Source organism: Microlunatus kandeliicorticis (assembly GCF_014137855.1).
Taxonomy (GTDB): domain Bacteria; phylum Actinomycetota; class Actinomycetes; order Propionibacteriales; family Propionibacteriaceae; genus Microlunatus; species Microlunatus kandeliicorticis.
The window spans coordinates 558,089-570,861 of record NZ_JACGWT010000002.1; the positions used below are offsets into that span (position 1 = coordinate 558,089).

Consider the following 12,773-nt stretch of genomic DNA (forward strand, 5'->3'; position numbering starts at 1 on the left):
CGGCGTCGCGTTGGCTATGATCGACTGTCGTTGTCCGCTCCACCGGGCAACCACCAGCACCCGTGGCTCAACGGATAGAGCATCTGACTACGGATCAGAAGGTTGGGGGTTCGAATCCCTCCGGGTGCGCCGGACAAGAACTCGTCAGCGTCACCTTCGGGTGGCGCTGAACTTGTTTTCCGGCCCGGCTGGGCCTCGCGCAGCGGCATCGGGACCGACGGGCAGTCGCCGCACGAGTGGCCCTCGGTCTGTCAGCCGGGCGTTCGTCCGTAGCGCTTCCGCACCTCGGCGCGCCAGACGAGCAGGAGTGCGATCAGCAGAGCGACCGTCACGACCGCGAGGAAGATCGCCAGGACCCTGGTCGCGCCCGACGCCAGGTCGAAGTAGGAGGCGGTCTCCAGGTAGGACGACGGGAGCCCGACGGTCGTGGCGTACCGGTGCAGGCGCTCGTCGAAGATCCGGTGTGTGATCGCGCTGGCGACAGCCGAGCCCAGAGCGAGGACGCCGGTCACCACCGCGGCGACAAGCAGGCACGAGCGCGTCGGCGAGCTGCGAACGGAGGGCTGCACCGAGCGAGAGTAGGACGCAGGAGGTCCGCCCTGCGCGCCGTCGATGCCTGCGGTGCACCAGACTGGCCGAACCGAACGACCGATCGAGCGAGGGCACCGTGAAGATCACCGGCTACCGGACCGTCAGCGCACCGCGGGATCGCGGCCGGCTGATCGGGGACGTCAACGGCGTCACCCGCTGGTCGCGGACCGAGGTCGTGATCATCGAGACCGACACCGGCATCGAGGGGATCGGCGTCGGGTCGGTCGGGGCGATCGAGGCTGTTTTCCCCACCGTCGAGGGTGAGGACCCTCGGTCGACGTCCGCTCTCTACGACCGGATGCTGGCGGCGGTGTTCAAGCTCGGGCACGCCGGCGCGACCTTCGCGACCATCGGCGCCGTCGACCAGGCGCTGTGGGACCTCAAGGCGAAGGCCGCGGACGAACCACTCTGGCGGATGCTCGGCGCCCGAGACCGCTTCGTCCCCGGCTACGCCTCCGGGCTCGAGTACGGGCTCGACGACGAGGAGGCCGGAGCGCTCTGGACCCGGTTCGCCGAGCGCGGGTTCAGGGCGGGCAAGACCAAGGGCGGCCGTGAGTTCTCGCGCGATCTTCGCCGGCTCCGACTGCTCGAGGAGATCCTGCACGCCAACACCGAGACGCCCGCGCTGATGATCGACGCCAACGAGTCCTGGCACGTCTCGCAGGCGATTCGGTACGTGAGCCGGCTCGAGGCGGAGCTCGACCTTACCTGGATCGAGGAGCCGGTCCGCCGCTGGGACGCCGACGGTCTGGCCACGGTCCGCCGTGGCGTCCGGGCCGGCGTCGCGTCGGGGGAGAACCTCACCGGACTCGAGCAGACGCGCGCGCTGGTCGCGGCCCAGGCCGTCGACGTCGTGCAGCCCAATGCCGCGTTCGGCTCCACGAACTTCCTCCGGGTCGCGCACCTCGCGCACGCCTACGACCTGCCGGTCAGCCCGGTCGGCTTCGCGCCGGCCATCGCTGCGGCGGCCGCCTCGATCCCCAACCTGCTGACCGTCGAGGTCCAGGAGCTCGAGCCGCCGGCCTGGCTCCACTTCGACCTGCAGATCGCCGACGGCGGTCTGGTGCTCGGGGACGAGTCCGGAGCCGGGATCACGGTCGACGAGGCGGCGCTGCGGGACATGGCCGACACCGTGGTGTTGGGGATTCCGTCGACGACCGGTCCGCACGTGCGGCCACGGCGAGCCGGGTTGCGGATGACGCCGGACGAGGACTGAGCGCGTCGCCGACGCGCTTCGACGAGCTCAGCACTCGTCTACGCGCTTCGACGGGCTCAGCGTGCGCGGTGCGCGCTTCGACGGGCTCAGCGTGCGGGGTTGCGCGCTTCGACAAGCTCAGCGTGCGGGGTCCGCGCCCGACGGGCTCAGCGTGCGGGGTGCGCGCTTCGACAGGCTCAGCGCTTGAATATTGCCGTGTGACGGGCTCAGCGTGGGGGTTGCCCGCCCGACAAGCTCAGTGTGCGGGGTGCGCGCTTCGACGGGCTCGGCGCGCGCCCGTGATCAAGGGATCGGTGGGCCGAAGGTCACCCGGACGCCGGGGGAGTAGCGGACGCTGGCCGGTGGCCCGGTCAGGCCCGGGAAGCCGGCGGCCTCGAGCAGTTGATCATCGAGGTCGAGCAGCTCGGCGCTCCACAGCGGCCAGGTGGGGTGCTCGTTGGGCAGGTGCACCGTCCGTCGGCCGATCCGGGTGTGCAGGCCCCAGCGCGCGGTCAGGAAGTGGTCGAGCTCGGTCGTCTGCTCGAGGGGGCGTCCGACCCGGATGGTCATCCGGCTGGTCGCGCCCGCCGGTCCGGGCCAGCGCCGACGGCAGGTGTAGGTGATGTCGGTGTCGACCCGGCTGAACCGCATCCGCGACCACTTGTACGGCAGCCACAGCGCGACCTGCGCGGTCAACACCGACAGCAGCCGGGTCGCGTCGAGTGAGCGGAACACCACCCCGCGCTGACCGAGCCGGTCGCGGCTGTACAGCCGGACGTTGGTCTCCAGGAATGTCCCGACCCAGGGCAGGGCCGGACCGCGCCCCAGACCGAGCCCGACCATCCGGAAGCCGATCAGCCCGACGTAGCTCGATCCGTCGAGCACGTCCGGTTCGGTGCCGGGCGGCAGGAAGGGCGCCACCCGCCCGGGATCGACCGCCCAGTGCAGGAAGCAGAGGTCGAGCCACCGCTGCGAGAGCACCGGCCGGGTGACCGGCCGCGTCGTCACCGGCGTCACGGCCTCGAGCTCCACGCCGCCAGTGTTCCACCCGGTCGGTCGCCGCCCGGCCGGAGCCGCCTGCCCGTGGCTCCGGCCGCCGGCGTCGTCGCTCAGCTGGTCGTCTCCCAGTAACGCCAGCCCTCGGACGTGCTCGGGAACTTGATCACGCCGCTGCGCAGCGTCTTCACGGCGCACCGACCGTTGCTGGTGTACTGCTGCCACTTGCTCCAGCTCACGCGCTTGCCCCAGGACACGTACTGGGCGTGACCGTAGTGACCCCTGCTGATGTCGTGGGAGTAGGTGTGGGTCGTGCTGGTCGAGTTGGTCTTGGTCAGCGACGCGCTGATCGACACCTTCGCCTTGGCGAGGATCGCCCCCACCTCGGTCTCGGCTCCGGCCGTCACCGAGAACGAGACGCTGCCCGAGTAGGCCCGCGACACGGTGATCGTCCCGCCCTTGCCGTCCTTGAACACCGGGACGCCCCGGAACGGCATGGCCACCGACGTGCCGTGCACGGTGTAGCCCGTGTCCGGCGGACACATGGCGAGCGCCGGCGAGGCGCCCACCACCGCCAACCCGCTCGACACCAGGGTGATGGCGGCGCCCAGCCCGGCCACGCGTCGAATCATGTGCAGATCCCTTCCCCAACGGCGATCGACCGCGACCGCCGGAACGATGATGACCCGCACCCTTGCACAGCGCGAGGGTCATCGGGTTCGTCCGCACGAGGCGGGACGGGCCGCTCGCTCCCGACGAGGTCGGGGCCGCGCTCACGCCGTCGCGAAGTACTCGCCGGCGGCGAGGTCCTCGAGCAGGGTCGGGCCGGTCGGGGTCCAGTCGAGCAGCGCGCGGGTCCGGGCCGAGCTCGCGGCCATGTCCATCGCGAAGAAGAAGCCGATCGGGCCCAGGACGTCGAGCTCGTCGGGTCCGAGCGGACCGACCGGGACGCCGACGCCCGCGCCGATGGCCTCGGCGATCTCCCGGACCGGGATGCCCTCCTCGGCGATCGCGTGCAGCCGGGCCCCGGCGGGAGCGCGGTCGAGAGCGGCGACGATGAGCTTGGCCGCGTCGGTGACGTGAACGGCGGCCCACCGGTTGCTGCCGTCGCCGGCCCAGCCGAACCGGCCGTGCTGGCGGGCCGCCGCGGTGAGCGCCGCAACGAACCCGTGGTCGCCGGTCCCGTGCGTCGTCGGGGCGAACCGGACGGCGACGGCGTGGACGCCCCGGTCGACGGAGTCGAGCGCCAGGTTCTCGCTGCCGCCGCGCGGGGCGTCCGGACCGACGAAGGGCGACGGGTCGTCCTCGGTGGCCGGGCGACCCTGCGCCAGTCCGGCGACACCGGAGGCCATCAGGAAGCGCCGGTCCGAGCCCTCCAGCGTGTCCACGATGGTCCGGACGGCGTTGCGCTCGGCCCGGTTGGAGACCTCGGGGTGGACGAAGTCGTGCTTGTTGGCCAGGTGCAGCACGGCGTCGGCGTCGGTCGCCCCGGCCCGGATGCTCTCGAGGTCGTCGAGATCGCCCCGCCGGACCTTGACCCCCTTGGCGGTCAGCGACGCGGCCGAGGCGTCGGACCGGGCGAGCCCGACGACGTGGTGCCCGGCGGCGAGCAGCTCGTCGACGGTGGCCGAGCCGATCCAGCCGGACGCCCCGGTGACGAAGATCCGCATGATCTACTCCTTTGGTGATGACAGTTACTGACGTTCGACTGTACTCCGCGAAGTCAGTCGCTGTCATCACCTAGGATCAGGGTATGGGTCGATGGCAGCCGGGAACGCGGGACCGCCTGCGCGCGGCCGCGATCGACCTCTTCGTGCGTCAGGGCTACGAGCAGACGACGACCGCCGAGATCGCCGCGGCCGGCGGGGTGACCGAGCGGACCTTCTTCCGGCACTTCGCCGACAAGCGCGAGGTGATCTTCGCCGGGCAGGAGGACTTCGTCGGGCTCTTCGTCGACGGCATCGTCCGAGCACCGGACGGTCGCACGCCGATGGAGCTGGCGGCGGCCGCACTCGAGGCATCGGCGGCCTTTTTCCCCGACGAGCACCGCGACTACGCGCGGCGGCGGATGGAGGTGGTGACCACCAACCCCGCGCTGCAGGAGCGCGAGCTGCTCAAGATGGCCGGGCTCGGCGCGGCGGTCGCCCAAGCGCTGCGGGCCCGGGGGATCACCGAACCGCAGGCGACCCTCGCGGCCCAGTCGGCGGTGACGGTGTTCGGGGTGGCGTTCCGGACCTGGACGACCGAGGGCGAGACCCGGTCGCTGGCGGAGATCGAGCGCGAGGTGATGGGCGAGCTGGGCGCGGTCACCGCGGGGTGAGGGCTCCGCTCCGCCCTTCGACAGGCTCAGGGCACGGGGTGCCCTTCGACATACTCAGGGCCCTTCGGCAGGCTCAGGGCACGGGGTGCCCTTCGGCAGGCTCAGGGCACGGGGTGCCCTTCGACAGGCTCAGGGGGCGTCGTCGGTGGGCTGACCGTCGAGGTGCCGGGTGATCAGGTCGTCGGCGCCGAGCGCCCGGAGGTAGTTGGCGTAGGCCAGCGCACGCTCGGGGTGGGTGCGGCGCAGCTCGTCGGCGGTCTCGGCGGCCAGATCGGTGAGCTCGGTGAGGAACTCGTCGGGGTCGCCGCCGTTCCAGGAGCTGAGCGCCTCGCCGACCGGACCCTCGTCGAAGAGGTGCCGCTCGAAGATCGTCAGCACGTGGCCGAGGGTCTGCACCCGCTGGTCGTAGGGCACCGAGTTGATCAGGATGGCCAGCCGGAGCAGCGACGGATGGAGCCGGGTGTCCGGGTCGTCGCCGCGCACCTGCTCCCAGCGCTCCTCGAGCGCGGCGGTCATCGCGTTGGCGGCGCGACCGGCGGTGAGCTGGCTCACGATCGAGACTCGCGCAGGCGGGGGTGAACCGGGCTGGGGGGCAACTCGTTCACGAGGGCTGCCTCCTTCCTCAACGGGATCCGACGGGGGGATGATCCGGGCCGAGCGTGAACGCAACTAGTTTCGAGTGTAAACCGCCAGGGGTCGGCATCGAAGAGGGCGGGCAGCCATCATGGTGCCGTGCGGCATGAGTTCACCGACGTGCTCTGGTACTGGCGCGGTCTGGCGCCCTGGTACTTCGTGTCGGTGCCCGCGTTGCTGGTCGAGCAGCTGCACGAGCTGTCGGGCCGTCTCAGCTACGGCTGGGGGATGATCCCGGCCGAGGTCCGGGTCGGACGCACCACGTTCGCGACCGCGCTCTGGCCGAAGGACGGCGGGTACATCGTCCCGATCAAGGCCGACGTCCGGCGTCGGGAGCACCTCGCCGAGGGCGAGCCGGTGACCGTCGAGCTCACCTTCGCGGTCTGACGTCGTCACGCCGGGTCGCCTGACGCGGGACGCTCCGCTCGCGGGGGCCGCAGCGCGCCCGCGCAGAGGAACCCGACGACCAGCAGCGCGAGGATCACCCACATCGCCTCGAGCAGACCGACGCGTTCGGACAGGGCCCCGATCGCCGGCGGCCCGGCGAGGTTGGCCAGATAGCCGATCGAGGCCACCACGCTGGTCCGGGCTGCCGGGTTGGGGCCGCTCTCGGCGGCGGCGGACATCCCGAGCGGGAAGCCGAGCGAGACCCCGACCGCCCAGAACAGGATGCCGACCAGCACCACCCAGGCCGGGCCGCCGAGGATGAACAGCACCAGCCCGACCACGCCGATCGCCGTGGTCACCCGGATGGCGGCCACCCGGCCGATCCGGTCGACCAGCGGCCCGCCGAGCACCCGGGCCGCGGTCTCGCCCACCGCGAAGACGATGAAGAACGCAGCGGCCACCGCGTCGGTCTGCCGGTGACCGTCCCGGACCGCCAGGGTGAGCCAGTTGTTGGCCGAGCCCTCGCCGAGCTCGACGCCGAGCATCACCAGCCCGATGACCAGCAGGCGCAGGTGGGTCCAGCCCGAGAGCCACTCACGGAACCGCTCGCGCACGGGCGGTCGCTCCTCGGCGGCCTCGGCGGGGACGCCGCTCGGCAGGTGCCGGGCCACCACCAGGCCGACCACCACGATCAGCACCGCCTCGGCGGCGAACTGGACCGCGAACGCGATCCGCAGCGCCGCGCACGCCGCCCCGATCCCCGAGCCGACCACCGCGCCCAGGGACCAGCCGGCGTGCATCAGCGGCATCAGCGTCCGGCCGGCGGCCCGTTCGACCGCGGCGCCCTCGACGTTGATCATCACGTCGAGCGCCCCGATGCTGAAGCCGACCACGGCGAAGCCGAGCGCGGTCACCGGCACCGAGTGCAGCGGTCCCGCCCCGACACCGATCAGGGCCAGGCTGACCGCGGTGGCCATCAGCGCGGCGCCGATCCCGCGCCGCGGCCCGAAGGTGGTGAAGATCGGCGACGAGGCCAGCAGGCCGAGGACCGCGCCGACCGTGACGCCGGCCAGCACCAGGCCGAGACCGGCGTTGTCGAGGGCCAGCGAGCTGCGCATGCTCGGCAGCCGCGGCCCCCAGGCGGTCATGGTGACGCCGCCGAGCGCGAACGCGGTCAGGACGGCGTTGCGCCAGGGTCCGATCCGGGCCGTGCTCCGATCCGGACCGCGCCCGGAGGCGTCGACCGCGATCTCAGCTCTCCTGCTCCGTCGGCCGGATCAGGATCTCGTTGACCGCCACCCGACGGGGCCGGGTGACGACGTACGCGATGGCGTCGGCGATGTCGACCGCCTCCATCCGCTCCATCCCCTCCCAGCGACCCCGGTTCTGCTCCTGGATCTCCGGCCGGTTGTGCCCGGTCAGCTCGGTGATCACCGCGCCCGGCTCGACCAGCGACACCCGGACGTGGCGGCCGGTGACCTCCTGCCGCAACGACTCGCCGAACGCGCCGACGCCGTGCTTGGTCAGGTTGTAGACCCCGCTGCCGCGGCGGGCCACCCGGCCGGCCACGCTGCTCACCAGCACCAGGTCGGCGACCTTGCGCGGCTCGGTCTCGGCGGCCGCGAGCAGGTGCGGCAGCGCCGCGTGCGCGGTCCAGAGCAGCCCCATCACGTTGAGGTCGACCATCCGGGTCCACTCCTCGACCGGCGCGTCGACGATCGGTCCGAGCAGCATCACCCCGGCGTTGGCCACGACGGTGTCCAGCCGGCCGAGTTCCTCGACGGTCCGCGCCACCGCGCTCCGCGCCGCCTCCTCGTCGGTGACGTCGGCCTCGATCACCAACGGTGTACCGCCGGACCGGGTGATGGTCTCGGCCAGCTCGTTCAGCCGGTCGCCGCGACGGGCGACCAGGGCCACCGAGGCGCCGTGCCGGGCCAGCTCGACGGCGGTGGCCGCGCCGATGCCGCTGCTCGCCCCGGTGACGAGGGCGACGGTGCCGTGGAGTCGTTCGCTCATGGGCTCATCCTCACCGGTCGCGCACGGGCCCCGACACCGGGTGCGGGTGACAGACCGGCGTCGGGCTCAGCTCCCCGGCCACTCCCCGGTGGCCCGCTCGAAGCCCTTCGCCCCGCCCCGGTCGATGGCCGCCTTCACGGCGGCGAAGATCGCGCCCTGCAGGGTCGCCGCGAGCAGCATCTTCGGCCACGAGTACTCGGCCTGGAGCGCGTCGGGGGCGTCGTGCTCCCGGTCCACGATCTTCCACACTCGCTTGAAGATCGCGCCGGCCACGATCCCGGCCACCACACCGCCGACGAGCCCGACCGGGCGATAGACGATCTTGGCGAGATTGGCCATGCTCAGCTCCTCGGGACAGCGGCTCCGCATCGGACGTGGCCAAGCTAGCATCGGCACACCACCGGTCCCTGCGGGACCTGGGCGAAGGGACCCTTGCATGCACGACAACGCCAGCACCGCTGCCCCGGCCGACCTGGCCCAGACGATGGACACGGTGGCCCGCTCGCTCAACCGGGAGGTGCCGCTCGACGAGCTGCTCCAGCTGATCGTCGAGTCGTGCGTCGACACGGTGCCCGGCGTCGACGAAGCGGGCATCTCGCTGCTCCGCCGGAACGGCCGGATCGAGACGGTGGCGGCCACCGCGCAGGTGGTGCGGGACCTGGACGCCGTCCAGTACGAGGTCGGCGAGGGCCCCTGCCACGACGCGATCCGCGGGGACGGGATGCGCTGCGTCGACGACCTCGCCCACGACGACCAGTGGCCGGCGTACGCCCCGCGGGCGGTCGAGCTCGGCATCCACTCCCAGCTCGGTCTGCAGCTGTACGTCGAGGACACCACGCTCGGCGGGCTCAACCTCTACGCCTTCCAGCCGAACGCGTTCGACGAGATGACCCCGCGGGTGGCCGGGCTGTTCGCCACCCACGCCGCGCACGCGCTCGGCCGGCGGATCACCCATGATCAGCTCTCCGAGGCGATGGACTCGCGGAAGATCATCGGGCAGGCGCTCGGCATCGTGATGGAGCGCTACCACCTCGACGAGGACCGCGCGTTCGCCTTCCTCACGCGCGTCTCGCAGACCGGCAACGTCAAGATCAGGACGCTGGCCGCACAACTGGTCGAGGACCTCAACCAGGGCCGGCGCACCACGCTGGCCTGAGCCGACCCCGGTCCGAGTCTCAGAAGACCCGGTAGGGGCTGGCCACCTCCTCGCGCCAGGTCAGGCCGTGGCCGTCCACGTCGTCGGCCAGCGGGAGCACCCCGTCCACCGGGTCGGCCGTGCCCGCGAACAGCAGCTGTTCGACCCGGACGTGGTCGTGGAACCACTCGGTGTGCCGCAGGTTCGGCACCGCGGCCAGTGCGGGGGCGGACAGGTAGGGCGCGCCCTGGCCGGAGACGTCGAGGTTGTGCGCCGCGGCGACCGCGGCGATCCGCAGCAGCTCGGTGATCCCGCCGCACCGGGTGAGGTCGACCTGCAGGCAGTCGAGCGCGTCGGCCGCGCAGACCCGGCGGAAGTAACCGAGGTCGTAGCCGTAACTGCCGGCCACCACGTCGGCCCGGCAGCGCGTCCGCACCTGCCGCAGGCCGGCCAGGTCGTCGCTGCTCACCGGCTCCTCGAACCACCGCACGTCGAGGTCGTCGAGGTCGCGGCAGATCCGGGTGGCCTGGCCGACGTGGTAGGCGCCGTTGGCCGCGACGTACAGCTCGACCCCCGGCCCGACCACGTCGCGGGCCAGCCGGAGCCGGTCGAGGTCACGGTCCGGCCGGCGGCCCCAGTCCTCGCCGATCTTGATCTTGACCCGGGACAGCCCGAGCTTGTCGGTCCAGCCGCGGAGCTGGTCGGTGAGCTGCTGGTCGTCCTGGTTGACGAAGCCTCCGGAGGCGTAGACCGGCACCGCGCTGCGGTAGGCGCCGATCAGGTGGTGCAACGGCAGCTCGACCAGGCGCGCCTTGAGGTCCCAGAGCGCGCAGTCGACGGCCGACAGCGCCATCGAGCCGATGCCGGGACGGCCGATGTTGCGCAGCGCGATGACCATGTCGGCCCACAGCCGGGCGATGTCGGCCACCCGCCGGCCGACCAGCATCGGGCCGAGGGTCTGGCGGATCAGCGCGGCGGTCCCCATCGAGCCGTAGGTCCAGCCGGTGCCGAGCTCGTCGCCGGCCCAGACCTGGACCAGGACCAGCGTCGACTCCTCCCAGGCGAAGGTGCCGTCGGTCTCCGGGCGTTCGGTGGGGACGCTGTAGGCGGACGCCTCCACCCGGTCGATGGTCTTGATCGGCTTCACGCGAGCACCTCCAGGGCGGTGCCGGTCCGACGGGGCCCGGGTGCCGGCACGGCGGAGCCGCTGCCGGTGGTGCGGGACCGCCGTCAGGGCAGCTCGCTGCTCAGCCGCGGGCACAAAATAGCTCATCGCCCGGAGAGCCGCCTGGGTCAGGTCGGGCCGGTGACACTGAGCCACCGGACGCGGGTTTTGGACACTGTCGGTGCGAGGGCGTAAGAAACAGCCATGCCAGCCAGCCCGGCGCGGGGCCCGGTTCCCGTCCGCACCATCGCGGTCACCATCCTGATGGTCCTCGGTGCCGCCGCGGCCGTCCTGATCCTCTACCAGATGCGTCACGTGGTGGTCTGGCTGGTGGTGGCGCTGTTCTTCGCCGCCGCGCTCTACCCGGCGGTGAACTGGACCCAGCGGCGGATCACCTTCCGGCGTCGGCTGCCGGCCACCCTGATCGTCTTCGCCCTGGTCATCGTGGTGGTGGCCGGCGTCATCACCCTGTTCGCGGTCCCGCTGGCCCAGCAGGGTTCGGCGTTCGCCGACCAGGTGCCCAAGCTGATCGACGACGCCCGCACCCACCGCGGTCCGCTCGGACATCTGCTCGACCGGCTGCACGCCTACACCTGGCTGCAGCAGAACCAGGCCCGGATCGCCTCGCTGGCCACCGGGCTGAGCACCCCGGCGGCGAGCATCGTCCGCGGGCTGGCGCTCGGGCTGGCCGGGGTGGTCACCGTCTTCGTGCTCGCCCTGCTGATCGTCCTCGAGGGGCCGCTGATCACCCGGGGCGGGCTCGGGCTGATCGGCTCGGCCGAGCGCCGTGAACGGGTGCAGCGGGTGGTGGCCGACTGCGGCAAGACCATCAACGGCTACATCTTCGGCAACCTGCTGATCAGCGTGATCTGCGGCGTCCTCACCTACCTGGTGCTGCTGGTGATGGGGGTGCCGTTCTCGGGGCTGCTGGCCCTGCTGGTGGCCATCACCGACCTGCTGCCGATCCTCGGCGCCTTTGTCGGCGGGGTGGTGGCGATGGCGGTGGCGGCCACCCACTCGCTGCCCGCGTTCATCGTGGTCGCCGTCTTCATCGTGGCCTACCAGCAGGTGGAGAACCACGTGCTGACGCCGGTGGTGCTGTCCAAGACCGTCAAGCTCAACCCGCTGACCGTGGTGATCGCCTTCGTCGCCGGGTTCGAGCTGGCGGGGATCCTCGGCGCGCTGCTGGCCATCCCGGTGGCGGGGATCATCCAGGTCGTCGTCCGCGACCTGTGGGCCGGCCGGTCCGGCGGACCCGGGCTGCCGCCGGAGGCTTCGCCCTCCGCCCGGGCCCGGCTCTGGGCGACCCGACGGCGTCCGGCGGCACCCGAGGCTGCCGTCCCGGCCGCGCCGGAGGCTCCCGGCTCCTCGTAGGGCGGCTGCTCATAGGGTGGGCCGGTGACCGAGCCGCGCGCCGACGACCGCAGTCCGTTCGACTGGGCCGAGCCGCTCCCGGACGACCAGGTGGAGCGTGCGCTGGTGGTGGCCGCCCACCCCGACGACGCCGACTTCGGCTGCTCCGGGACGGTGGCCGGCTGGGTCGACGCGGGGATCGAGGTGACGCTGGTGCTCTGCACCCGCGGCGACCAGGGCGGCTTCGACGACACCGAACGGGCCGAGATGCCGCGGATCCGCGAGGCCGAGCAGCGGGCCGCCTCGGCCGAGCTCGGGGTGACCGACGTCCGCTTCCTCGACGGCTTCCACGACGGCTGGCTCGAACCGAACTGGGAGCTGCAGAAGCAGCTGGTCACGGTGATCCGTCAGGTCCGGCCGCAGCGGGTGCTCTGCCAGTCGCCCGATCGGAACCTGCGCCGGCTGCAGGGGTCGCACCCCGACCATTTGGCCGCCGGCGAGGCCACCGTCCGTGCCGTCTACCCGGCCGCGGAGAACCCGTTCGCCTGGCCCGAGCTGGTCGAGCAGGGGTTGCCCGCCTGGAAGGTCACCGAGCTGTGGGTGATGGCGCACCACGAGACCTCGCATGTCGTCGACATCACCGAGCGGTTCGACCGCAAGCTCGCCGCGCTGCGCGCGCACCGCTCACAGACCGCCCACCTCGGCGACCGGCTGGAGGAGATGCTCCGCGGCTGGAACGGCACGAACGCCACCCGCGCCGGCCTGCCAGCAGGGCGGCTGGCGGAGGCGTTCGTGGTCACCCGGATCAACTGACCGCAGCCCCGCCCGGGCCGCCGCGGGGCTGCTGGACACTGCCGGAGGCGGCAGGGATACTGACGCTGCGCCACCGTGGTGGCGCGAACGACGGGTTGCCGGGGGCAGCGCGTCGCCCCCCGATCCCACGACAGGACCTCCGTGCCGTCTGCTCCCCAGTTCCCCCCGC

General features: G+C 72.3%; 15 protein-coding genes and 1 tRNA gene. 7 read left to right on the forward strand and 9 right to left on the reverse strand.

What is annotated here, in order from left to right:
• Window positions 1–56: 56 nt before the first annotated feature.
• Window positions 57–129 (forward strand) — tRNA-Arg (locus FHX74_RS07335).
• 122 nt (window positions 130–251) lie between these two features.
• On the opposite strand, the gene FHX74_RS07340 is transcribed toward FHX74_RS07335, so the two are convergent.
• Complete coding sequence (locus tag FHX74_RS07340) at window positions 252–569, reverse strand: hypothetical protein (RefSeq protein WP_182559421.1); 318 nt, start codon at window positions 567–569, stop codon at window positions 252–254.
• Between the two features lie 98 nt (window positions 570–667).
• Between FHX74_RS07340 and FHX74_RS07345 the strand changes: the two genes are divergently transcribed.
• Window positions 668–1,807 carry a mandelate racemase/muconate lactonizing enzyme family protein gene (locus tag FHX74_RS07345; RefSeq protein ID WP_182559422.1) on the forward strand — a complete coding sequence of 380 codons (1,140 nt, stop codon included), beginning with the start codon at window positions 668–670 and terminating at the stop codon, window positions 1,805–1,807.
• 282 nt (window positions 1,808–2,089) lie between these two features.
• Here the strand turns inward: FHX74_RS07345 and FHX74_RS20190 are convergent, their stop codons facing one another.
• The 3 genes from FHX74_RS20190 to FHX74_RS07355 form a co-directional block, all read right to left on the reverse strand.
• Window positions 2,090–2,818, reverse strand: a complete 729-nt coding sequence (locus tag FHX74_RS20190; protein WP_328823688.1) for a YqjF family protein — start codon at window positions 2,816–2,818, stop codon at window positions 2,090–2,092.
• A gap of 77 nt (window positions 2,819–2,895) precedes the next feature.
• Window positions 2,896–3,414: a hypothetical protein gene (locus tag FHX74_RS20195; RefSeq protein ID WP_235970345.1), complete on the reverse strand. Its 519-nt coding sequence runs from the start codon at window positions 3,412–3,414 to the stop codon at window positions 2,896–2,898.
• A gap of 141 nt (window positions 3,415–3,555) precedes the next feature.
• Window positions 3,556–4,452: an SDR family oxidoreductase gene (locus tag FHX74_RS07355; protein WP_182559424.1), complete on the reverse strand. Its 897-nt coding sequence runs from the start codon at window positions 4,450–4,452 to the stop codon at window positions 3,556–3,558.
• A gap of 83 nt (window positions 4,453–4,535) precedes the next feature.
• On the opposite strand from FHX74_RS07355, the gene FHX74_RS07360 reads away from it, so the two are divergent.
• On the forward strand, window positions 4,536–5,102 hold the full coding sequence (locus FHX74_RS07360; RefSeq protein ID WP_182559425.1) for a TetR/AcrR family transcriptional regulator: 567 nt from the start codon (window positions 4,536–4,538) through the stop codon (window positions 5,100–5,102).
• 129 nt (window positions 5,103–5,231) lie between these two features.
• Here the strand turns inward: FHX74_RS07360 and FHX74_RS07365 are convergent, their stop codons facing one another.
• Entirely contained in the window at window positions 5,232–5,654 is a 423-nt protein-coding gene (locus FHX74_RS07365) for a hypothetical protein (RefSeq protein WP_182559426.1), read from the reverse strand.
• Between the two features lie 180 nt (window positions 5,655–5,834).
• Between FHX74_RS07365 and FHX74_RS07370 the strand changes: the two genes are divergently transcribed.
• The gene (locus FHX74_RS07370; RefSeq protein ID WP_182559427.1) at window positions 5,835–6,122 is read left to right on the forward strand and encodes a DUF1905 domain-containing protein; all 288 of its coding nucleotides are present in this window, start codon (window positions 5,835–5,837) and stop codon (window positions 6,120–6,122) included.
• 5 nt (window positions 6,123–6,127) lie between these two features.
• Here FHX74_RS07370 and FHX74_RS07375 read toward each other — a convergent pair whose 3' ends face one another.
• The 3 genes from FHX74_RS07375 to FHX74_RS07385 form a co-directional block, all read right to left on the reverse strand.
• Complete coding sequence (locus tag FHX74_RS07375) at window positions 6,128–7,372, reverse strand: MFS transporter (protein WP_328823724.1); 1,245 nt, start codon at window positions 7,370–7,372, stop codon at window positions 6,128–6,130.
• A gap of 1 nt (window position 7,373) precedes the next feature.
• On the reverse strand, window positions 7,374–8,138 hold the full coding sequence (locus tag FHX74_RS07380) for an SDR family NAD(P)-dependent oxidoreductase (RefSeq protein WP_182559429.1): 765 nt from the start codon (window positions 8,136–8,138) through the stop codon (window positions 7,374–7,376).
• A 66-nt stretch (window positions 8,139–8,204) separates the two neighbouring features.
• On the reverse strand, window positions 8,205–8,477 hold the full coding sequence (locus FHX74_RS07385; RefSeq protein WP_182559430.1) for a DUF4235 domain-containing protein: 273 nt from the start codon (window positions 8,475–8,477) through the stop codon (window positions 8,205–8,207).
• 97 nt (window positions 8,478–8,574) lie between these two features.
• Here FHX74_RS07385 and FHX74_RS07390 point away from each other — a divergent pair, with 97 nt between their 5' ends.
• The gene (locus FHX74_RS07390; protein ID WP_182559431.1) at window positions 8,575–9,294 is read left to right on the forward strand and encodes a GAF and ANTAR domain-containing protein; all 720 of its coding nucleotides are present in this window, start codon (window positions 8,575–8,577) and stop codon (window positions 9,292–9,294) included.
• 19 nt (window positions 9,295–9,313) lie between these two features.
• Here FHX74_RS07390 and FHX74_RS07395 read toward each other — a convergent pair whose 3' ends face one another.
• Window positions 9,314–10,420, reverse strand: a complete 1,107-nt coding sequence (locus FHX74_RS07395) for an enolase C-terminal domain-like protein (protein ID WP_328823689.1) — start codon at window positions 10,418–10,420, stop codon at window positions 9,314–9,316.
• 222 nt (window positions 10,421–10,642) lie between these two features.
• On the opposite strand from FHX74_RS07395, the gene FHX74_RS07400 reads away from it, so the two are divergent.
• Together FHX74_RS07400 and FHX74_RS07405 are read left to right on the forward strand one after the other, a co-directional pair.
• Window positions 10,643–11,812, forward strand: a complete 1,170-nt coding sequence (locus FHX74_RS07400; protein ID WP_182559432.1) for an AI-2E family transporter — start codon at window positions 10,643–10,645, stop codon at window positions 11,810–11,812.
• A gap of 24 nt (window positions 11,813–11,836) precedes the next feature.
• Window positions 11,837–12,604: a PIG-L deacetylase family protein gene (locus FHX74_RS07405; protein WP_182559433.1), complete on the forward strand. Its 768-nt coding sequence runs from the start codon at window positions 11,837–11,839 to the stop codon at window positions 12,602–12,604.
• Window positions 12,605–12,773: the final 169 nt, after the last annotated feature.